At 67.9% G+C, this 20408-nt stretch carries 23 protein-coding genes and 1 riboswitch; of the genes, 10 read left to right on the forward strand and 13 right to left on the reverse strand.

What is annotated here, in order from left to right; genetic code table 11:
- Positions 1–15: 15 nt before the first annotated feature.
- The 7 genes from VGP60_RS38925 to VGP60_RS38955 all read right to left on the reverse strand — a co-directional run bounded on the left by VGP60_RS38925 (position 16) and on the right by VGP60_RS38955 (position 4921).
- Positions 16–897: a hypothetical protein gene (locus VGP60_RS38925; RefSeq protein ID WP_327553234.1), complete on the reverse strand. Its 882-nt coding sequence runs from the start codon at positions 895–897 to the stop codon at positions 16–18.
- Between the two features lie 7 nt (positions 898–904).
- The gene (locus VGP60_RS38930; RefSeq protein ID WP_327553235.1) at positions 905–1381 is read right to left on the reverse strand and encodes a DUF6932 family protein; all 477 of its coding nucleotides are present in this window, start codon (positions 1379–1381) and stop codon (positions 905–907) included.
- Between the two features lie 73 nt (positions 1382–1454).
- Complete coding sequence (locus VGP60_RS38935; RefSeq protein WP_327553236.1) at positions 1455–1868, reverse strand: hypothetical protein; 414 nt, start codon at positions 1866–1868, stop codon at positions 1455–1457.
- 12 nt (positions 1869–1880) lie between these two features.
- On the reverse strand, positions 1881–2612 hold the full coding sequence (locus tag VGP60_RS38940) for an OmpA family protein (RefSeq protein WP_327553237.1): 732 nt from the start codon (positions 2610–2612) through the stop codon (positions 1881–1883).
- Positions 2613–3332: 720 nt separating this feature from the next.
- Complete coding sequence (locus tag VGP60_RS38945; protein WP_327553238.1) at positions 3333–4202, reverse strand: helix-turn-helix transcriptional regulator; 870 nt, start codon at positions 4200–4202, stop codon at positions 3333–3335.
- 214 nt (positions 4203–4416) lie between these two features.
- Positions 4417–4647, reverse strand: a complete 231-nt coding sequence (locus tag VGP60_RS38950) for a hypothetical protein (protein ID WP_327553239.1) — start codon at positions 4645–4647, stop codon at positions 4417–4419.
- Positions 4637–4921: a hypothetical protein gene (locus VGP60_RS38955; protein ID WP_327553240.1), complete on the reverse strand. Its 285-nt coding sequence runs from the start codon at positions 4919–4921 to the stop codon at positions 4637–4639. Before VGP60_RS38955 ends, VGP60_RS38950 begins: the two co-directional genes overlap by 11 nt.
- A gap of 870 nt (positions 4922–5791) precedes the next feature.
- On the opposite strand from VGP60_RS38955, the gene VGP60_RS38960 reads away from it, so the two are divergent.
- On the forward strand, positions 5792–6289 hold the full coding sequence (locus tag VGP60_RS38960; protein WP_327553241.1) for an NUDIX hydrolase: 498 nt from the start codon (positions 5792–5794) through the stop codon (positions 6287–6289).
- Between the two features lie 22 nt (positions 6290–6311).
- Entirely contained in the window at positions 6312–7520 is a 1209-nt protein-coding gene (locus tag VGP60_RS38965; RefSeq protein WP_327553242.1) for a helix-turn-helix transcriptional regulator, read from the forward strand.
- 276 nt (positions 7521–7796) lie between these two features.
- Here the strand turns inward: VGP60_RS38965 and VGP60_RS38970 are convergent, their stop codons facing one another.
- A complete protein-coding gene (locus VGP60_RS38970) occupies positions 7797–8651 on the reverse strand; it encodes an SGNH/GDSL hydrolase family protein (RefSeq protein ID WP_327553271.1) in 855 nt (284 codons plus the stop codon).
- A 268-nt stretch (positions 8652–8919) separates the two neighbouring features.
- On the opposite strand from VGP60_RS38970, the gene VGP60_RS38975 reads away from it, so the two are divergent.
- Positions 8920–9594 (forward strand): DUF3159 domain-containing protein, encoded by a 675-nt coding sequence (locus tag VGP60_RS38975; protein ID WP_327553243.1) that lies wholly within the window; start codon positions 8920–8922, stop codon positions 9592–9594.
- 111 nt (positions 9595–9705) lie between these two features.
- Here the strand turns inward: VGP60_RS38975 and VGP60_RS38980 are convergent, their stop codons facing one another.
- Together VGP60_RS38980 and VGP60_RS38985 are read right to left on the reverse strand one after the other, a co-directional pair.
- Positions 9706–10680 (reverse strand): N-acetylglucosamine kinase, encoded by a 975-nt coding sequence (locus VGP60_RS38980; protein WP_327553244.1) that lies wholly within the window; start codon positions 10678–10680, stop codon positions 9706–9708.
- The gene (locus VGP60_RS38985; RefSeq protein ID WP_327553245.1) at positions 10677–11741 is read right to left on the reverse strand and encodes an SIS domain-containing protein; all 1065 of its coding nucleotides are present in this window, start codon (positions 11739–11741) and stop codon (positions 10677–10679) included. The genes VGP60_RS38980 and VGP60_RS38985 overlap by 4 nt, the downstream gene beginning before the upstream one ends.
- Before the next feature lie 122 nt (positions 11742–11863).
- Here VGP60_RS38985 and VGP60_RS38990 point away from each other — a divergent pair, with 122 nt between their 5' ends.
- Positions 11864–12619, forward strand: a complete 756-nt coding sequence (locus VGP60_RS38990; protein ID WP_327553246.1) for a GntR family transcriptional regulator — start codon at positions 11864–11866, stop codon at positions 12617–12619.
- Entirely contained in the window at positions 12616–14127 is a 1512-nt protein-coding gene (locus tag VGP60_RS38995) for an MFS transporter (protein WP_327553247.1), read from the forward strand. The genes VGP60_RS38990 and VGP60_RS38995 overlap by 4 nt, the downstream gene beginning before the upstream one ends.
- On the opposite strand, the gene VGP60_RS39000 is transcribed toward VGP60_RS38995, so the two are convergent.
- The gene (locus VGP60_RS39000; RefSeq protein WP_327553248.1) at positions 14117–15082 is read right to left on the reverse strand and encodes a threonine/serine dehydratase; all 966 of its coding nucleotides are present in this window, start codon (positions 15080–15082) and stop codon (positions 14117–14119) included. The genes VGP60_RS38995 and VGP60_RS39000 overlap by 11 nt on opposite strands.
- 150 nt (positions 15083–15232) lie before the next feature.
- Between VGP60_RS39000 and VGP60_RS39005 the strand changes: the two genes are divergently transcribed.
- Complete coding sequence (locus VGP60_RS39005) at positions 15233–15949, forward strand: hypothetical protein (protein ID WP_327553249.1); 717 nt, start codon at positions 15233–15235, stop codon at positions 15947–15949.
- Between the two features lie 93 nt (positions 15950–16042).
- Here VGP60_RS39005 and thiE read toward each other — a convergent pair whose 3' ends face one another.
- Entirely contained in the window at positions 16043–16708 is a 666-nt protein-coding gene (gene thiE, locus VGP60_RS39010; protein ID WP_327553250.1) for a thiamine phosphate synthase, read from the reverse strand.
- A gap of 30 nt (positions 16709–16738) precedes the next feature.
- Positions 16739–16847: riboswitch (TPP riboswitch) on the forward strand.
- Between thiE and thiO the strand changes: the two genes are divergently transcribed.
- The 4 genes from thiO (at position 16843) to VGP60_RS39030 (ending at position 19432) form a co-directional block, all read left to right on the forward strand.
- Positions 16843–17931, forward strand: a complete 1089-nt coding sequence (gene thiO / locus VGP60_RS39015; RefSeq protein WP_327553251.1) for a glycine oxidase ThiO — start codon at positions 16843–16845, stop codon at positions 17929–17931. Its footprint overlaps the riboswitch before it by 5 nt.
- Positions 17931–18131, forward strand: a complete 201-nt coding sequence (gene thiS, locus VGP60_RS39020) for a sulfur carrier protein ThiS (RefSeq protein ID WP_327553252.1) — start codon at positions 17931–17933, stop codon at positions 18129–18131. Before thiO ends, thiS begins: the two co-directional genes overlap by 1 nt.
- A 10-nt stretch (positions 18132–18141) precedes the next feature.
- Positions 18142–18882, forward strand: coding sequence for a thiazole synthase (locus tag VGP60_RS39025; RefSeq protein ID WP_327553272.1), 741 nt, complete (start codon positions 18142–18144; stop codon positions 18880–18882).
- Between the two features lie 109 nt (positions 18883–18991).
- A complete protein-coding gene (locus VGP60_RS39030; protein WP_327553253.1) occupies positions 18992–19432 on the forward strand; it encodes a MarR family winged helix-turn-helix transcriptional regulator in 441 nt (146 codons plus the stop codon).
- Positions 19433–19529: 97 nt separating this feature from the next.
- Here the strand turns inward: VGP60_RS39030 and thiD are convergent, their stop codons facing one another.
- Positions 19530–20360, reverse strand: coding sequence for a bifunctional hydroxymethylpyrimidine kinase/phosphomethylpyrimidine kinase (gene thiD, locus VGP60_RS39035; RefSeq protein WP_327553254.1), 831 nt, complete (start codon positions 20358–20360; stop codon positions 19530–19532).
- Positions 20361–20408: the final 48 nt, after the last annotated feature.

Here is a 20408-nt window from a genome sequence, read left to right on the forward strand (position 1 = left end):
TGACCATTCGCCGGATTACTGGTCGAAAAGGTTAATTTCTGGCGTGATCTCGAGCAGTTCGTGCACCGGGCGGCCGCGGCGGCCGTCGATGGTCGTGGTGCGCACGACCCGTAGCCGTACCGTCACCGGCCGATCCAGGTTCTCCTTGATCTCGTCGAGCAGGTCCGGGGCCACCGCGCCCTGGATGGTGCCGCCGCCCTCCCGCTCGAGATAGAAGATCCGGCGCCGCGTGCGGACACCGTCGAGCCGGCCGGCCACCGTCTCGTAGCCGACGGCCTCGCGGGACTCCCGGAGGCTGCCGTGCAGGATGCGGGCCTGCTCGGTCGTCATGCTCCGCGTGACCTCTTCCCCCGAGGTCGGGGTCAGCGAAAGGCCGATACCGGAGTTCTTGGTGACCGCGGTGACGATGTCGCTCACCGCGTTGCGCACGGTGTCGCGCTGCAGCAGCACCGCGTCGAGCGCGCCGTCGTCGGAGCCGTTGGCGGGCAGGAAGTCGCAGAGCTCCTTCACCGCACGTTCGGAGAGGCTCTCCAGGCCGTCGTGGATCAGCGCGTCTTCCATCGCGGGCTCCGGGAAGCCGAAGAAGATCGCGTTGCCCGCCTGTCCGCGCTGGATCAGTGGCGCCTTGTCCCGGTCCGCGGGCTGCACGATGGTCACTTCACCGGACGGGTTGCGGACGATGTGCCCGATCTTCGCGGTGGCGTCCTGCAGGGCCCGGCTGATGTCGGAGAACGTGTACGCGTCGAGATGGGTCGATCCGATGACCGACACCTTCAGCAGCGGCGAACGGCTGGTGCGCTCGAACTTCGCGTACGCGGCCATCGCGGACGCGCGGGCGAGGTCGTCCAGCCAGGTGCCGCCGGGGATCTCGTCGGCGATACGCCGGAATTCGTTCACTTGCGTCTCACCAGACCATCTCGGGGAAGCCACGGCCGCCTTCGCTCCAGACGTCTTCCCAGATCTCTTCGTCGCCGGGGCGGCAGAGGAAGCCGTCGAGCATGCCGCCCACGGGCTGGACCTGGTCCAGGTACATCGCGGGCTGGCCGACGATGACTCCGCGCAGTGTCAGCAGGCCGTACATCGCCGAGCGGCCGGCTTCGTCGAGCCGCTTGAGGGTGCCCCAGTCGTCGGGGATGAGCACGACGTCGAGGCCCTGCGGCACGGACTGGGTGCGGGCGATGAACGCACCGCCGACCCAGGCGCGCCCCGACGGGATGATCCGCCTGGCGACACCCAGATAGCTGTTCAACGCGCTGAAAAGCAGCTCACGATCGTTTTGGTGGGGTGCGTCGAAGACGAGGCGCTCGTAGACATCGGCGAGGTCGGCGGCATGCCGTCCGGGCGGGAGGAACTTGGCCGCCGTCCAATGCGGGAGCGCCATCCAGCCTCCTCAATCTCCCCCGGGGGCCAGGCTCCCGATCACAATCCGTAGCCGAACTTACCAGGAGGGCGAGTCAGGACTCGCGCCCAGGTCGATGCTCCGCCGGGGGCCAGTCCTCCGCCTTGGGCCACGCGGGTTCCTCGTTCACGCTCTCCGTTTCACCGTTCTCTTCGCCCCGTTGGCCGGGTGGCCATTCGATCGGCGGCAACATCCCCTGGCGGTGCCCGGTTTCGATGCGCTCGTCGGGGTCCGACGGCCAGTCCAGCGGCGGACGCGGCGGGTAGGCGGGCTCGGGCTGCTGGACGTACGGGTCCTCGTAGTCGTCGTCCCGTTCGGTGTAGGGCAGCAGTTCGGCGTACTCCGGCTCCGGCGCGGGTTCCGGCTCCTCGGGGCGGTGACGGCGCGAGAAGAACAACGCCGTCACCGCGACCCCGAGCGCGAACGAGAGCAGCATCCACAGCCAGATCTGCCCGAACAGCCAGAGCATGGGACGGCCCTCCTACCTGACGGTGATTTCCACGCGGCGGTCTTCCCCGCCGGTGCCTGAACGTGTGTCGCCGAATCCCTTCGAGGTGACGCGTGCGGTCGGCACGCCGTAGTGGACGAGCAGTTTGGCCGCGGCCTTGGCGCGGTTCTGGGACAGCTTCAGCGCGGCCTGCTTGCCGCCGGGGCCGCGCCCGACGTAACCGTCGACCTGGATCCTCGGGGTGAACGGGACCGCGGAGATGAGTTCGGCGATGCGCTGGGCCGCCTTTTCCCCGTCCGGGGTGAGCTTGTCGCTGTCCGGTTCGAAGCTGATCGGCTGCTCGGCGAGCATGCTGTCGATCGCCTTCTGCAGCCCGGCCTTGTTCACCGGCGGCGGGGCCGACGTCGTTGTCGGCGGCGCGCTCGGAGTACTCGGCGGGCTCGGCGGCGGTGTGGTGGTGCTCGGTGGCGGCGCGGCCGGGATCGAACCGGCTTCGACCGTGGTCAGGCGGACGCCGTCGACGCCGCGAACGACGTCCGCGGCCTGCTGGGCCTTGTCATCGGGGAATCCGCGCAGGGTGGCGTCCCGGCCGTCGAACGTGACCTGGCCACCCGTGAGACCCGCGCCGGCCAGCGCGGCCTGCGAGCGCGACGCCAGGTCCGATTCGATGCCGTCGGCCGCCTGCCACGTCGCGACCCCCGTCAGCGCGGCCGTGACCAGCAGCGCGACCGGAATCAGCCAGAGCCGCCTGCGTGCACCGGACATAAGGGAACTGTAGGTCGTCCGGACCCGCTCGGCGAGTGGGAGCGAAAACGACCCTTAGTACCACCACCAGGGGGAACCGGAGAGGATCGGCATAACCGCAGTTCAGGGACCTATATTGGATCTTGACCTGGGCACGGCGAACCACTTGAGCATGGACTTTGCTCAAGTGGCTGATCCTCACCGGTTCCCGCTGCCGGCGTCGGTTCTTGCCCGACATGCCTCGCGTGCGCATCGCGAAGGGCACGGTCCGAGCCCGTGCGGACCCCATTTATCGCGAGAAAGGCGACTTCCGACGCTTGCGTACCCAGTCCGCAGAGAGCTCTGAACGAACTTGAGCGGCCACGCGATGGTGAAACATGCAACCACTGACTATTCTTCACTTATCGGTGATTCTTAACTGAAGGCAAGATGCGTGATCGCGAAAGGGTCGGGCCTTTTTACGATCACGCGCCTTGCCTGTTGTCACGGCGGATGGCATCACGGCGGGCGTTCAAAGACGCCAGGCGTTCGCCGTGAAATCTACGGGGAGCGGCGGCTAGTTGTCCGCCTTCGCCGCCTCTTCGTCCGTCGTCGTCGTTTCGGTGCTTCCTCTGCCGTTCGAGTCAAGACCCTTCATCAAGATATCCTGCTCTTGCCACGACATCTGATTTTCACCTTTTCTCGTATTTTTCTTTTGGGACCTAGTCGCCGCGCCGCGCGTGGGGCTACTGAACGCGGCGACTAGGAATCTAGGGGGGACACGTCAGGCGATGTACGGCCGGAAAGTTCACTGGCCAATGCGGTAATCAGCTCTTGTGATTTCGTTCGGTTCAAGGCGCTTTTGTCCAGTGTCGTCAGAACCCGCCGATAAGCCGTGATGTGGTCGGGTTCCTCCAGGAATACCGCCGAAACCGCACCCTCCAGATACACGACAGGACCGAACTCTGAGGATTCCATGAGCGTGAATGACCCAACCTGTCCGGCGTGCCCCGCTGAACTCGGGATGATCCGCAACTCCAGGCTGCGTCGGATCGACATTTTGAGCAGGTGGTGAACCTGATCGCACATCACGTCCACTCCGCCGATCAAGGCTCTTATCACGGCCTCGTGCACGAAGAACACCGTGCGCGGCGGTGGTGACCGGGTGAACACGGCCTGCCTGGCAAGGCGGGCCACGACGGCGTCTGACGCGCCCGCCTCTCGGCCGAGCAAGGCCAGCGCGTATCCCTCGGTGTGCAGCAACTTCGGCAGTACCGCCCACTGCACATCAAAAATATCCGTTGCCTTGCGTTCGTGAGCAACGAGCGTGCGCGGTTGTTCGGGAATACCGGAACCATAATGTTGGAGCCAGCCGCGAACCTGAGATTCCCGGGAAAGCCGAAGCAAGCGCTCGCGCTCATCGCGGCCAACGTTGCATAAAATAAGCACACTCAACAAATCCTCGTCACTGAGACTTCTTTTGCCACTCAGCTGATGCGACAAGGCTGGATGCGTCAATCCGAGCTTGTGCGCGACCTCCCGCACACCCAGTCCAGCGTCACGTATCGCGACGCGCAATCCTTCTCCGAATTCCCGGCTGCGAATCGTCGGCAGGTTCTTTGATTTAGACATCAGCTTTCCATTCGGCGCAAGGCGTCAAGGAGGCGCGCGAATATGTCATCGTTAATCGGTGAAACTGGAAACAGATCCGCGTCGGCGTCAACTGTGGACGTCAACGCGGGAAGAGGTGTGGTGTGGGCGTCAATAATCCGTCTATCCAGCATTGTTGCCCCAGTTTCTCTCGTTGTGCACTTGCTCGCTTTCAGGGGAGCGTGGGACCAGGGAGTCAGGTGTGGTACACCATCCGGGCGTGGTGTTGATGGGCGCGTCCTATGTCGACCATGTCGGTGGCGGCTTCACGCAGGTGTTCGCCGATCTCGATGAGTCCGGTGGCCGCGCGTTCGTCCGGGGTCGACGCGAGCTGATCCATGAGGCTGTCCACCTCGGCGTTGATCGCGGCATTGAGGCGCCGGATAGGGTCGCGCCACTCTGGCCGTTCATCGAACTCACGGCGCATCGCTGGATTCCCCGGCTTCCTGCTCGCCCTTGCCGATGTCCTCGACGAGCCCGCCAGGCCCGACGTGCTTCGGCTCGTCGACTAGTGGCGAGAGCTCGATGGACCGGGCGATGAACGCTTCCCCGAGACCCCGGAACAGGCGACCGATCGAGTCGTAGTCCGCGCTGAGCGCGTCGTCATCGGCGGCACCCGACAACACCTGAAGCACCATCCGTCCGGCCGCGCTGTTGACCTTGTGAATGCGGCCGAGCAGCTCGACATCTTCGTGCCTCATCGGGTCACCGCCAGGTGGTGGTGGAGGTGCCCCGCGACCGTGACCGGCTCGCCATGGACGATCACGGTGTGTTCGTGGGTGCGGGTCCAGGCCGCGCAGCGTGGGCACTGTTCGCACCTGCTTCCGAGAGACGGAAGGTCGTGCGAGCTGACTGCTCTGCGTGGGTGGGGGATCGCGTGTTCCCAGGGCGCGCACAGCGGTTCAGCGAAGGCCCAATCCCCGCTGAGTTCGTCGGCAGGGTAGGCGTGTGCCTGGTGATCCTCGGCGTACCAGCGGATCGCGATTCGGGGCGTCATCAGGTGACCCGCCTTGCCGTTGCGTTTGTCGGGCCACCTTCGCTCCGCCCGCCCGCGCTTGCGATGATCTCCCGAGCCCGGATCACCCAGTCAGGACTCAGCGTGGCGTAGGGCCGGATCTGCGTCGGCTTGTGCTCCACAGCTCCCGGGGAGTCCCGGCCTTCGTCGATCATTCGGCCGGTCCAACAACGCGACTCGGCCAGATCGCTGGGTCCGTCTCGACCTGCTCGGGCCGGACTTCACGCTCGGGCTCCACACGCCGATCCAGCGGCAGCCCCGGACCGCTGCTTGAAAAACTTCCGGGCACCAACCTGCACATTCCTGTCTCGCTCGCCGTCATGAGGTCCGCCTGACGCCCCGCAAAACGCTGGTCTGCGCGTCGCCGAGCTTGATTGCCGGTCCCACGTGAACCTCCACCGAATCATCCCGTGCGTTGGTGTGACCTCCATAGCTTCGGCTGTTTTGAGCTGCGAAAACACAGCGGCAAAGCATGCGTTCGTGGCACCCCCGACGCGTTCCCTGCCTCCGAAGCAGAGAACGAGCGCCACGTCCGGCCCCTGTAGCCTCCAAAGCTGTGGACCTGTTGCCCTTCGGCGAATACGCCGCTTCCCTCAACCGAAAGCGCACAGCCGCTGGAGTGTTGTTCCGCGACGAACGGTCGCGGGTCTTGTTGGTCGAAACCACCTACAAGTCGGAGTGGGAGATCCCTGGCGGCGCGGTCGAAGCCGAAGAAGCTCCATGGGCAACGGCGACCCGCGAACTCCGTGAGGAGTTGGGCATCACGCGCCCGCTGGGCAACCTGCTGGTGATCGACCATATCCCCGCGCAAGGCGTCATGCCGGAGGGCCTGGCGTTCGTGTTCGACGGTGGCCTGATCACCGAAGAAGAGGTGCATGGCATCGACTCCGCAGACCCCGAGATTCGATCGGTCGGTCTGTACTCGCTGGATGAGGCGCGAGGCCTGGTCAAACTCACACTGTATGACCGCCTCTGTGCAGCCCTGCGCGCCGCGCAGGTCAGCACCCTCATCTTGTGCGACGCGGGGCACCCGACGACCGTGGACCAGTGCTAACCAACGCCCCGGAGGTGCCACTATGCCTACCCCGATCGCCGAGAACCTGGCGCGGTTCCGCAAGGCGCGCAACCTGTCGCAGGAGGAACTGGCCGCCGCCGCGTCGGTAGGCGTCGACACAGTGGGCCGCATCGAGCGGGGCGAGCGCCGCACCACCCGCCCCGCTACCGTGGCCAAACTCGCCCGCGTCCTCGCGGTGAGTCCCGACGCTCTGCTGGGGCTGCTACCTGAACCTCACATCGTCCGGGACGCGGACGTAGCGCTGCTTAGGCACTCCATCACCGCGAACTCTGAAGTGCCGGGACTGGACAATCTCAACGACACCGGCGACCTCATTGACCCGAGGAGCCTCGCAACCGCTGGCCACAAGACATGGCGGGCGTACGTGGACGGTCGACACAGCGAGCTTCTGCACGCACTGCCGGTGCTCCTGACCGACGCCCGCCGACTCGTGCACGCCTCCAGCGGCGACGAGAACGCCGCCGCACAGCGGATGCTGTCCACCGCCTACCGGCTTGGCGCGGGCATCGCTGGACGGCTCGGCATGGATGACCTCGCCTGGACAGCGGCCGAAAGAGCCTTGACCGCCGCTCGCCAGTCCGACAACCCCGAGATCGACACCGCGATCTCGCTGCGCTACGTCGTATGGACACTGATCAAGCAGGGACGCACCGACGACGCCGAGCGCGTGGCGATCAAGGCGGCCGAGCAGATCGAACCCCGAATGTTCGACCGCGACGTGGCCCGCGCCGGGGTGTTCGGCAACCTGCTGTTCAACGCCGCCAACGCCGCGCTGCGCTCCGGAAGCGGCGACCGCGCGAACGACCTCCTGGCCATAGCCCAAGCGGCGGCCTTACGCGCCGGGCAGGACATCGCCAGCGAGGCGGCGATCTTCGTGCCGCGCGTTGCCGCCTTCCAGGCCGTCGACCACGCCGTACGGCTTGGCGACCCTGAAACCGCACTTCTACTGGCTGGGCGCATCGCCGACTCCCTGGGCGCAGTTCCGGCCTTCTGGGAGGCAGGGCACCGCCTCCACCTGGCCTACGCAGCCGCGCAGCTAAGGCGCGACCAGCTGGCCGTTCGGTTCCTATCCGAAGCGCGCGACCTCGCACCTGATTGGGTACAGCGGCAACCCCTTGGCGCTTCGGTCATGCGAGGACTGATCGACAACGCCACCCGCAGGCAAGGCCGCCACTTCGCGGACCTGGCCGCGCACTACGGAGTCCTATAACCCGCTCGGCGGTGCTACCCGCCAGCATGAGCGTTGTCGATCAGCTGCTGAGCGGGTCGCGAGGTGATCGGCGGTATCGACATTCGAGGGACCGCAGAACCGCCACTCGACGGTGCGCAAGTTGGGCACGAGTTGGGCATAGACCAGCTACAGCGGCCCACAAGGCACCAATCCAGACCTACACGATGCGACAGCTTGACACGCGTTGCCGCAGGTGACACGGCGTGCGCCTCCGAAACACCAGGTCAGCACGGGGTAGGCAGACTAAAGGGACCTTTAGTACGAATCCTGCGTACTCAAGGTCCCCTGAGCCGTCGGAGCGACCGGCGGCGCGGGTACGAAGTCAGTGGTGACCGAAGGCGGGTTGGGCACAAAAGGGGCTAGCTCGGGGCGCTTCGGGGAGAGGCCGTCGCCCATGGACTCGCCCTTGAGGTGGCGGCGGATCCACGGCAGCAGGTGCATCTTGGTCCACTCGAGGTCCGAGCGGCGCGAGGTGATCCAGGTGCTGTGCTCGTCGGTCTCCGGCCACGGCTCGCGCCAGTCGCCGTCGATCGGCACCTGCAGCACCGAGGCGGCCCGCAGCGCGATGCGGCGATGAGCCTCCGGTGTGAAGTGGAGCCGGTCGCCGCTCCAGGCGCGGCGGTCGTGCAGCGCTTCCATGGCCCAGAGGTCGACCATCTTGGCGCCGTGCCTGTCCGCTATGGCCCAAAGGTGTGCGTTGTAGATTCCGACCTTGCCGCGCAGAACGTGCATTACCGAAAGCTGTTTGGTGTCCGGTCCGTTGAAGATGACCACCTGAATTCCGGCGGCCCGCAGCTTCGCCACCGCGGCTTCGAACTGTTCGGCGACCGCGTCCACATCGGCGCCGGGAACGATGATGTCGTTACCGCCGGCGCACATGGTCACCAGGTCAGGATGGGTTTCCAGGACAATCGGAAGCTGTTCGTCGACAATTTCCGCCAGCATTTTCCCGCGTAATGCCAGGTTCGCGTAGTGAAATCCGGAGCGCCCCCCGGCCAGGATCTCCGCCAGCCTGTCGGCCCAGCCGCGGAAGCTCCCATCGGGGAGCCCGTCATTCAGGCCTTCGGTGAAACTGTCCCCAATTGCCACATAGCTCTCATATCCATACACCTGTGTCCCCTTCCGGCCGCGCCCCGGGTAATACTTGTACTCCCCAAACAACAGCCGAACCCGCCCCCGCAATCCCGGTTTCGGCCACCAATGATTCAACTGCCGGTCACAGTCTCTTACCTTGTCGGTCGTCTGTGCACCTTCATTACGGCCACTCACCACGTCGAGTGCGAGATTCCGCTCTGCTGGGCGGTAACCCGGGGGGGCGGGTGTGGCGAAAGTCTCGGTCGGTGGGCCGGGCGAGCCAGGCTTCAGGCAGGCTGTGAGGGTGACCGGAGAAGCCGCGCCCGCCCGTGAGTCACTGGCCAGCATCCTTGGCGGACGGCGAGGGGCGATCGACGCCAGCGTGCCGCCCGCAGCCTTCGTGGTGGGCTGGCTGATCGCCGGGCAGTCGATCGGCTGGGGAGCCGCGGTCGCCATCGGTGTCACCGCGCTGCTCGGCGCGTTCCGGCTCTTTCGCGGCGAGAAGGCCCGCGCTGTCGTCGTCAGCCTCGCGATGGTGATCGCGGCGGCACTGATCGCGTTGCACACCGGCCGCGCGGAGGACTTCTTCCTCATCCAGCTGCTGTCCAATGTGGCCAGCGCATTGCTGTGGGCGGCGAGCATCGTGGTCCGCTGGCCGCTGCTGGGCGTGATCGTCGGGCTGGTGCTCGGGCAGAAGACCAGGTGGCGCCAGGACCCGGTGCTGCTGCGCGCGTACTCGCGCGCCAGCTGGGTCTGGGTTTTCGGGCAGTACACGCTGCGAGTGCTGGTCTACGGGGCGCTCTGGTGGAGCGGGCAGGTCGTCGCGCTCGGCGTGGCCCGGACGGTGCTTTCGTGGCCGCTGGTCGCGCTCACCCTCGCCGTGAGTGGCTGGGTCCTTTATCGCGCGTTACCGGACGACCATCCGGGCCTTCGCCTCACCACGTCCGAAGATCGCGATGAGGACCAAACAAGGGCATAAGGCGGCCCCCGGCGAGGGGGGAGGGTCCGGGGGCCACGTCATACCGTACCTGCCGGAAGCCGTTTCGTGCGACGTTTTGGTTTTTCTGTGCCAAAGTTCTGAATACGGATCTCAGTACGCCGGCCTCGCCGCGTCCTCCCCGAACGCCTCCACGGCCGCGAGCCAAGCGGCCCCGAGCACGCCGTCCGAGCTCGCCACGACGTCCAGTTCCGACAGCGCCGCACGCACTCGCGCACCCACCGGACTGCTCTCGCCGAGCACGCTGCCGACCAGAACCACCGGGCTGTTCTCGCCCGGTTCCCGGCAGGCGAGCGCGATCCCTACCAGCGCTTCCGCCGCGCGATCGATGATTTCGCGCGCGACCGCCTCGCCGTTGTGGTCAGCCGCGCTGACGAGCGGCGCGAACTTCGCGAGCTGAACCGGGGCTTCGGCGTTGGCGCGGGTGATGAGCCTGCCCCAGACGTCGAGTCGCTCTGCGTCGGCAAGATCCTCCGGTAGGTGAATGTCCAACGCCTGTCCGAGTACCGCGGCCGGGAGCCCGTTGAGCGGGCCTCCGCCGCCGAGCGCGTCGAGCGTCGCGCGGATGGCTTCGCGGCCGAGCCAGTACGCCGAACCCTCGTCGCCGAGGAGCCAGCCGTACCCGCCGGCGTTGGCCACCATCCGCCGTTTGCGGATCTTGCCGGCGATCGAACCGGTGCCCGCGATGAGCACCGTGCCGTCGGCGGCCGGGGTCGCCGAAGCGAACGCCGCTTCGGCGTCGCTCGCCACCCGGACCCGGCCTTCGAGCCCGACGCTTCGCCACGCCTGCTCGAAGAACGCCGCGACGGCCGGGTCGGTCAGCTTGCTCGCCCCGGCCATCCCGACCACGCAAGCGATTCCGTGCCCGGGATCGAGTCCCTCGGTGGCCGCCGCGATGGCGAGCGCGATCTGCGCCGCGGCCTCCGCGGGCGGATGCGAGTTGGGGTTGGCGCCACCGGCGCGGCCGGTCCCGAGCACCGCGCCCGCGGCATCCGCCGCGAGCGCCCGCGTTGAGGTACCGCCGGCGTCCACGCCGACGACGTACCTCGTTTCGATCGGGTTCGTCACCGTGTCTTGGTCACTTTCAGCAGGCCGGTCGGGCGGTCCGGGTCGCCACCGCGGGCGAGGGACAGGCCGAGCGCGATCCGCTGGACCGGCAGGATCTCGAGGATCGGCGCCAGCTCTTCGGCGGTCGGCGCGACGTTGATCTTGAGCGCCGCGGAGACGTCCGCGGAAGCCGATCCGACCGCGAGGATGTCCGCGCCGCGGCCGCTGACGACGTCGAGCACCTCGTGCATCGCTTCGCCACCCTTGCCGCGGCTGGTCACCGCGAGGACCGCGGTCTCGCCGTTGACGGCCGCCACCGGGCCGTGCAGCAGGTCGGCGCCGCTGTACGCGCGGGCCGCCAGGTAGCTCGTCTCGGCGAGCTTCAACGCCGATTCCAGCGCCGTCGCGTAGGAGTAGCCACGCCCGGTCGTCAGGATTCGGTCAACGAATCGATAACGGTCTACCGCCCGCTGGACGCCTTCGACGGACCCGTCGAGGGTCTTCTGGGCCAGCTCACCGAGGCCTTGGGCGTCGGCTCCCTTGCCGCCGCGGACGGCGTCGATCAGCAGGTAGAGCGACAACAACGTGGCCGAGTAGGTCTTGGTCGCGGCCACCGCGTGCTCGACACCTGCGCCGATGCCGACAGCGAGCTCCGAAGCGGCGGCCAGCGGCGACGTCTGCGTGTTGCAGACCGAGACGGTGAGCGCACCCTGGCTGCGGGCGGTCTCGGTGATCTCGATGAGGTCCGGCGACCCGCCACTCTGGCTGACCGTCAGGAACAAGACGTCCCGCAGGTCGGGGCGTGCGCCGTATAACGTGGCCGTCGACGGTGACACCAGGCCCGCAGGGAGGCCCAGCAGTACCTCGATCAGGTACTTGGCGTAGATCGCGGCGTGGTCGCTCGAACCACGGGCGGCGAGGAGGACAAAACGCGGGGGACGCTTCGCGATTGCTTCCGCGACCTCGGCGAATTCGGACTGGCGTTCGACCAGGCTTGCCAGTACCGAGGGCTGCTCGGAAATCTCGGCGGCCATGTGTTCGCCGGGTATCGGTTCCGGAATGGTCATCTTGATCCTCTCCATCGGGGCTGGCGCCCCTCGATAAGGTCTAGACCAATGCTAGCGCGAGCGGCCCCTCAAGGGGGAAGAGTACGTTTCCAACCGGGGAAGTCGCGCATTTAGTGGGAAAGCTTGAGGAGTCGGACATGTTGGATACATCCACCGCCGGTGAGGCGGGTGCGGCGGCCGGAATACGGGGTCAGCGAGAACCGAAGTACTGGGCGCTCAAACAACACCTGCTCGACCTGCTCGACGCACTGCCGCCGGGCGCGCCCATCCCGACCGAGCGGGCACTGGCCGGCGAGTTCACCGTCTCCCGCACCACCGTCCGCCAGGCCCTCGCGGACCTGACCGCCGAAGGCAGGCTCCACCGCGTCCAGGGCAAGGGCACCTTCGCCGCCGAGCCCAAGCTCGCGCAGCGGCTGCAGCTGTCCTCCTACACCGAGGACATGCGTGCCCAGGGCCGCGAACCGTCGTCGAAGCTGCTGGAAATCGAAGAGATCCCGGCCGAGGCCGACCTCGCGAAGCTGCTCGGCATCCGCGTCGGCGCGAAGGTGCTGCGGCTGCGGCGCCTCCGGCTGGCCGACGCCGAGCCGATGGCCCTCGAGACCACCCACCTGCCGCTCGCCCGGTTCCGTGGCCTGCGCAAGCACGTCTCCGCCGGTGGATCGTTGTACGCCGTGCTGCGTGAGCACTACAACGTCGAGATGGAACGGGCCGAGGAGACCATCGAGACGGCTCTCGCGGGTCCACAGGAAGCCGAACTGCTGGGCGCCGACGTCGGCATGCCGATGCTGCTGCTCTCGCGGCACTCGTTCGCGATCGACGGCAAGCCGGTCGAGTTCGTCCGCTCGATCTACCGAGGTGACCGCTACAAGTTCATCACTACGCTGACCCCATGAGCGAAGCGCCGCCGGCGGGAATCAAATGGGGGACGCCGGTCGCGCGAGGGGTGTTGCTGGTCACCATCCTCGGCTCGGGCATGGCGATGCTCGACGGCACCATCGTCAACGTCGCCCTGCCTCGGATCGGTGAGGAGCTCAACGCGTCGGTCTCCGGGCTGCAGTGGATCCTTGACGGCTACCTGCTTTCGCTCGCCGCGTTGATCCTGGTCGCGGGATCGCTCGGAGACCGCTACGGCCGGCGCCGGATGTTCATGATCGGCGTGATCTGGTTCGGGGTCGCGTCCGTGCTGTGCGCGGCGGCGGTGTCCACCGAGATGCTGGTCGCGACGCGGGTCCTCCAGGGCATCGGCGGCGCGCTGCTCACGCCCGGCTCGCTGGCCATCCTGCAGTCCGCGTTCGTCCGTCAGGACCGCGCCCGCGCGATCGGCGCCTGGTCGGGCCTCGGGGGTATCGCGGCGGCGGCCGGGCCGCTCGTCGGCGGGCTGCTCGTGCAGCTCTGGTCGTGGCGGCTGGCCTTCCTGATCAACCTGCCGATAGCCATCGTCTGCGTGGTGCTGGCCCGCAAGTACGTGCCGGAATCGCACGACGAGCAGTCCGACGGCGGCCACCCCGACTTCCTGTCCGCCGGGATCGGCGCGCTCGGTCTCGCGGGTGTCACCGGCGCGCTGGTGGAGGCGCCCGTGCGGGGGATCGGCGACCCGATCGTGCTGATCGCCGCGATCGCCGGCCTGGTGTGCCTCGGCTGGTTCGTCCGCATGCAGCTGCGCTCCGACGACCCGCTCGTGCCGCCGGTACTCTTCCGCGACCGGACGTTCACCCTCGCCAACGGCCTGACCTTCGCCATGTACGCCGGGCTCGGCGGCGTGATGATGCTGATGGTCATGCAGCTCCAGGTCTCCCTGGACTACTCGCCGACCGCCGCCGGGCTCGCCGGGCTGCCGCTGACGGTGATCATGCTCCTGCTTTCGGGGCGTTCCGGTGCGCTCGCGCAACGGATAGGGCCCCGGCTGCAGCTGGTGGCCGGGCCGATCGTGGTCGGCATCGGCATGTTGCTGCTGCTCCGCGTCACACCTGGCGAGTCGTACTGGGGTGCGGTCTTCCCCGGGATCGTCGTGTTCGGGCTCGGGCTGGCCACGGTGGTCGCCCCGGTCACCGCGACGGTGCTCGCGGCCGCCCCGGACAGGTACGCCGGAGTGGCTTCCGGAGTGAACAACGCCATTGCCCGATCGGGTGGACTTTTGGCCATTGCCGTCCTGCCCGCCATCGCCGGGCTGACCGGTGAGTCCTACACCGACCCCGCCGCGCTGACGTCGGGCTGGCAGACGTCGTTGATCGTGTGTGCCGCGCTGGCCATCCTCGGCGGGCTGATCGCGCTGGGCATCCACAACGGCGTCCTCGGCGCCCCGGACGCCGAGCCAGAAGACCCGCAGCCGGGTGAGTGCCTGAGCTGTGGGGTGGACGCGCCGCCCACGCACGTCCGCCCCACCCACGCCACTACTCGCTGAGCGGGTCCACGAGCAGCAGTTCGACGAGCACTGCGGGGTCGAGGTTGCCACCGGAAACGAGGGCGACGGTCTTCCCTGACGGCAGTTCGTCGCCGTGGAAGAGGTACGCGGCCGTGGTGACGGCACCGCTCGGCTCGGCGACCAGATGCGCTTTGGTCGCCAGGGTCCGCACGGCCGCGCGGATCTCGTCCTCGCCGACGGTGATGACCCCGTCGAGCACCACCTGAAGATGGGCGAAGGTCAACGCCGACGGCTGGGCACGCAGGCCGTCGGCGATGGTGCGTGAGCGCCGCTCCATGGACCACTCGACCCGCTCGCCCGCGCGGAGGCTTTCCGCGGTGTCGGCGGCCAGCTCCGGCTCGACGCCGTAGACCTTCGCGTCCGGGCACAGCGCCCGGATCGCGGTGCCGACGCCCGAAGCGAGCCCGCCGCCGCTGACCGGGACGAGCACGACGTCGACGTCCGGCAGGTCTTCGGCGATCTCGAGACCGGCGGTGCCTTGCCCGGCGATGACGTCGGCGTGGTCGTAGGGCGGGATCAGCGTCATGTTCTTGGCTTCCACCAGCGCGTGCGCCGCGGGTTCACGCTCGGCCGTCGGCACCTGGACGACCTCCGCGCCATGGGCCGCGGTCGCCTCGACCTTCACCCGCGGGGTGGTGTCGGGAACGAAGATGACGGCGTGGACGCCGAACTGCTTGGCCGCGTAAGCGACGGCTTGCGCGTGGTTCCCGCTCGAATAGGCGACCACTCCGCGTGCCCGGGTCGCCTCGTCCAATGCGGCTATCGCGTTGTACGCGCCGCGGATCTTGAACGCGCCGATCTGTTGCAGGTTCTCGGGTTTGAGCCACAGTTCACCGCGGGTGGCCCAGCCTTGGGGGAGCAGCGGCGTGCGGACGGCCACGCCCGCCACCCGCTTCGCGGCGGCGTGAATGTCGTCAATGGTCACCAGGTTCATGTTCTTAGTATGTCAAGGAATCGCGAATCCGAAGATGTCCTTTATGGACAGACGGAGTGGTACTGCTCACGATGGGACAACGAAGGGAGTGCCCGAAGCGCCTTACACGTTGGATGGGGAGAAGTTTTCGAAGGCGAGCAGATCGGAATCATGGTCGAGGAGACAAGAGAGGCTCCGGCGCAGAAGTCGGAGAAGTCAGGCATCAAGATCGTGTCGGTGATCGCCGCGGCGCTGGCCGCCGTCACCGCCGCGCTACTGGGGTCGACGCTCGGCGTCGCGGGCACGGTGCTCGGCGCCGGCGTCGCGAGCGTCGTGACGACCGTCGGCGGTGAGGTGTACCTGCGGTCCCTGCAGCGCACCCGCGAGGCCGCGCAGCGTGCGAAGGCGCTGGCTGTCTTGGGGGCCAGGCGCAGCGGGACACGCGAAGAAATCGCGCCCGAGATCGTCGAGGACGAGGCCGAAGAGGCCAAGAGCAAATGGAAGCCACGCTGGCCGCTGATCATCGGCACCAGCCTGGTCGCGTTCGTCATCGCGGTCGTGGCCATCACCAGTTTCGAAGGCGCGACCGGCAAGACGTTCGGCGGCGGCGAGGGCACCACGATCGGCAAGATCGTCGGCGGTGACAAGGGCGCGGCCCCGGTCGACGAGCAGAAGACGCCGTCGACCTCCGGATCCTCACCCAGCGACACCGCCACAGACACGCCGACGACCACTCCGACGACGTCGACGACCACCGTCACGGTCCCGCCGTCCACCCCGACGACGACGCCGACCACCCCCACCACGCCGACGACGCCCTCGTCACCGCCCGCTACCACGAGCAGCGCCCCGACGACGACAGGCTCGTCCCCTTCGGGCGCCAACTAGCTCGGTTTGTCACGAGATGTCGACATCTCGTGACCTCTTAGGAACTAAGAGACCGCCATCTGTCGACAGATGGCGAAGGTCACTTGTAACCACTCACGAGCAGGCGTTGGCGAGCGGGGCCAGCAGGGCGCGCGCGGCGGCGGTGGGGTCTTCGGCCTCCGTGATGGCCCGGACGACGACGATCCGCTCGGCGCCGGCCGCGAGCACCTCGGGCAGCCGCGCGAGGTCGATCCCGCCGATCGCGAACCACGGCCGCCGTGTGCCAAGGGCGGCCGTGGCGCGTACGAGGTCCAGCCCTGGCGCCGAGCGTCCGGGCTTCGTCGGTGTCGGCCAGCACGGGCCGGTGCAGAAGTAGTCGGCGCCGTCCTCGATCGCCGCGGCCTTCGCCTGCTCGACCGAATGGGTGGACCGGCCGATCACGACGTCGTCGCCGAGGATCCGCCTGGCCAGCGACACCGGGATGTCGTCCTGTCCCAGGTGCAGCACGTCGGCGTCGACGGCCAGTGCGACGTCCGCGCGGTCGTTCACCGAAAGCAGCGCCCCGTGCTTGGCGCAGACCTCCGCGATCACTTCCAGCGCCGCGATCTCCTGCTTCGCTTCGAGCGTCTTGTCGCGCAGCTGCACGATCCCGGCCCCGCCCGCGAGCGCCGCGTCGACGAACTCGGCGAGGTCGTCATGTTCCGTGCGTGCGTCCGTGCACAGGTACAACCGTGCGTCGGCGAGCCGTTTCCGGATCTGTTCACCACTGAGACCAGGCATGGCGGCGACGTTACCCGCGCGCTACGGTGGTGGGGTCCGCACGGGAGCCCGAAGCACGGGCTGAGAGGGAGCCGATACCGCTCCGACCGTGGAACCTGATCCGGATCATGCCGGCGCAGGGAGCGTGATCTCGTATGAAGCAAGTAGCTGTGGTGGGCGGCGGAGTGATCGGCCTGTCCATCGCTTGGCGTGCCGCGACTCTGGGGCATCGAGTGAAGGTCTTCGACCCCAATCCCGGCCGCGGCGCCTCCTGGGTGGCGGGCGGCATGCTCGCGCCGGTGACCGAGGCTTGGCCGGGCGAAGAGGACGTGCTCAGGCTCGGCGAGGAGTCGCTGCGCCGCTGGCCGGACTTCGCCCGTGACCTCGCCGCAGAAGGGTTCGACCCGGGGCTGTCCGAAAAGGGCACGCTGGTCGTGGCGCTGGACAGTGCCGACACCGGGCATCTCGACGTCCTCGCGGGGTTTCTGCGGTCGCTGGGCCGGTCGGTGGAAACGCTGACCGGGCGGGAAGCGCGTCGGCTCGAACCCGGCGTCGGCGGCTCTGTCCGAAGTGGACTGTCGGTGCCCGGCGATCTCGCGGTGGACAACCGGAAACTGTTGCTGGCCCTGCACAAAGCGGCCGGCCAGCGCGGGGTCGAGTTCGTCGCCGAAGCGGTGACCAGCTTGGAATCGCTGCGCGCGGACGCGGTGGTGATCTCGGCCGGAGCTTGGAGCGGACGGCTGCATCCCGCGCTGGCGAGCGCTGTTCGCCCCCTGAAGGGCGAAATCCTGCGCCTGCGCCCGCGCCGGGGTTGTCTGCCGCCGCCGGAACGCACGGTGCGGGCCATGGTCGAAGGCAAGCCGATCTACCTCGTGCCCAGGTCGGACGGCGAGCTCGTGCTCGGCGCGACCCAGTACGAGGCCGGGTTCGACGAGACGGTGTCGGCACGCGGTGTCCGTGAGCTGCTCGAAGGCGCGGAACGGGTGTTCCCGAGCATCGCCGAGTACGAGCTCGTCGAGATCGCGGCCGGGCTGCGCGCGGCGAGCGTCGACAACCTGCCGTTCATCGGCGAGATCGCCGACGGCGTTTTCGCCGCCACCGGCCATCATCGCCACGGCCTGCTCTTCGCCCCGGTCACCGCCGACGCGATCACCGCGTTGCTGGCGGGCGAGCCGCCGCCGGAACACGTCGAAGCCGCACATCCCCGTCGTCTCAACGGTCTCAAGAGTTCGGAGCGAGTCTGATGCAGGTTCAGGTCAATGGCGAGTGGCGGGATTTCCCCGACGAGTCGACGGTCGCGCAACTGGTCGAAGTGGCCGGGATCCCGGAACGCGGCGTGGCCGTCGCGCTGAACGGTGAAGTCGTGCGACGCGGTGAGTGGACCGAAACCGTGGTGGCCAAAGGCGCGCGGATCGACATCCTGACGGCGGTGCAGGGTGGCTGACGACGTGCTGATGATCGGTGAACACAAGTTCGATTCCCGGCTGATCATGGGAACCGGCGGCGCTTCCAACCTGTCCGTGCTGGAGCGCGCGCTCGTCGCGTCCGGCACCGAGCTGACCACCGTCGCGATGCGCCGCGCCGACGCCGAGGGCGGCACCGGCGTGCTGGAGTTGTTGCGGCGCTTGGAAATCCGGCTGCTGCCGAACACCGCGGGCTGCCGAAGCGCCGCCGAAGCCGTCCTCACCGCGCAGCTCGCGCGTGAGGCGCTCGAAACCGATCTCGTGAAGCTCGAGGTCCACGCCGACGACCGCACGCTCCTGCCCGATCCGCTGGAAACCCTGGACGCCACCGAGCGGCTCGTCGCCGACGGTTTCACCGTGCTCGTCTACACCAACGACGACCCGGTCCTCGCGCTCCGGCTCGAGGAAGCCGGCTGCGCGGCCGTCATGCCGCTGGGCGCGCCGATCGGCACCGGCCTCGGCATCCGAAACCCGCACAACATCGAGCTGATCGTTTCGCGCGCGGGCGTGCCGGTGATCCTCGACGCCGGGATCGGCACGGCGTCGGACGCCACGCTCGCGATGGAGCTCGGCTGTGACGCGGTGCTGCTGGCGACTGCCGTCACCCGCGCCGAGGATCCGGAGCGGATGGCGTCGGCCATGCGCCACGCCGTCACCGCGGGCCGTCTCGCCCGAGGTGCGGGGCGGGTTTCACAAAGGTTCTGGGCTCAGGCTTCCAGTCCGCCACGCTAGGTCGTGTCTTCACACGGGGTAAGCGGGTCGGCCACGTATGGTTGACGACACTTTCCCCGGCCGGTCCAGCGCCGGGGGTTATCGCCAATGCGCACAGAAGGAGCTGACGATGACCACGTCATCGGCTCAGGACGTTTCGGGCAGATTGTTCCTCGCGGTGGGCAGGCTTTCGAGGTCGCTACGACAGGCCGGAATCCCCGGTCCCGGTCACGGCGCGATCTCCGCGTTGGCGACTCTGGTCAACTTCGGCCAGCTGCGGCTTGGTGACCTGGCCGCCAAGGAGGGCGTGGCCGCGGCCACGATGTCACGCATCGTGGCTTCACTGGTCGAATCGGGCTATGTGAGCCGTGAGTCCGACCCGATCGACAGGCGTGCGTGGCTGGCGACGGCGACCGAAGAAGGCGAGCGGCTCGTCTCCGGCGTCCGGTCGACCAGGGTGCAGGAACTGAACAAGCGGCTCGACCGGCTTTCGCCGGAGCACCGCGACGCGCTGGCCCATGCGTTGCCCGCGCTGGAAGCCTTGCTGGCGGACGACGAAAAGAGGTTGTGACGCGCAGCGTCTCCGTTGAGGGCGTGAGAGTTAGACCGGGTCGCCCTGCCGGAGCAGGGCGATCTCGGTTCGCGGGGCCCTCAACCGTGACCGGAGATCACCGCTCCGGCGCGAGCCGCCAGAACGCCGAAACCGGACCGACCTTCGCGCCCATCGGGTACGAGTTCTCGACGGCGTTCTGCACGAACCACTTGCCGTAGCGCGCCGCTTCGACCATCGGCATCCCCTTGGCGAGCCCGGCGGTCAATGCGGATGCCATCGTGTCGCCGGCGCCGTGCGTGTGCTGCGTCGGATAGCGCGGGCCGGGCAGCTCCACGAACGTCGAGCCGTCGAAGAGCAGGTCGACGCACTCGGGGTCTTCGAGCAGATGTCCCGCTTTGACGAGCACGTACTTCGGCCCGAGGCGCTGGAGGACGACGGCGGCCTGGTGCATCTGGTCGCGGTTCGTGACGGTCATCCCGGTGAGCAACCGGACCTCGTCGAGGTTCGGCGTCAGCACGGTGGCGCGCGGCAGCAGTTCGTCGCGCAGCGCGGCCAGTCCGGCGTCGTCGAAGAGCGGGTGGCCGTGCATCGACGCGGCGACCGGGTCGACCACGAACGGCACCTTCAGGTCCCGCCCGATCTCGGCCTTGTCACAGGCCGCTGCGACCGCGCGGATGATCTCCGCCGACGCGAGCATGCCGGTTTTGGCCGCATTGACCCCCATGTCCGCCGAGACGGCTTCGATCTGTCCCGCGACGATATGCGGCGGCAGGTCGGAGCGGTCGTGGACACCGAGGGTGTTCTGGACGGTGACCGCCGTGACCGCGACCAAACCGTGAACGCCGCAGGTCAGGAAGGTCCGCAGGTCGGCCTGCAGGCCGGCGGCACCGCCCGAGTCCGAACCGGCGATGGTCAACGCCGTCGGGGGACTGAAATTTTCTGCCATGGGATAAGTTCTCGCTCCCGACTTTTGGTCTAGTCCATTTGGTTCTGA

This window comes from Amycolatopsis sp. (genome assembly GCF_036008905.1).
Classification (GTDB): Bacteria; Actinomycetota; Actinomycetes; order Mycobacteriales; family Pseudonocardiaceae; genus Amycolatopsis.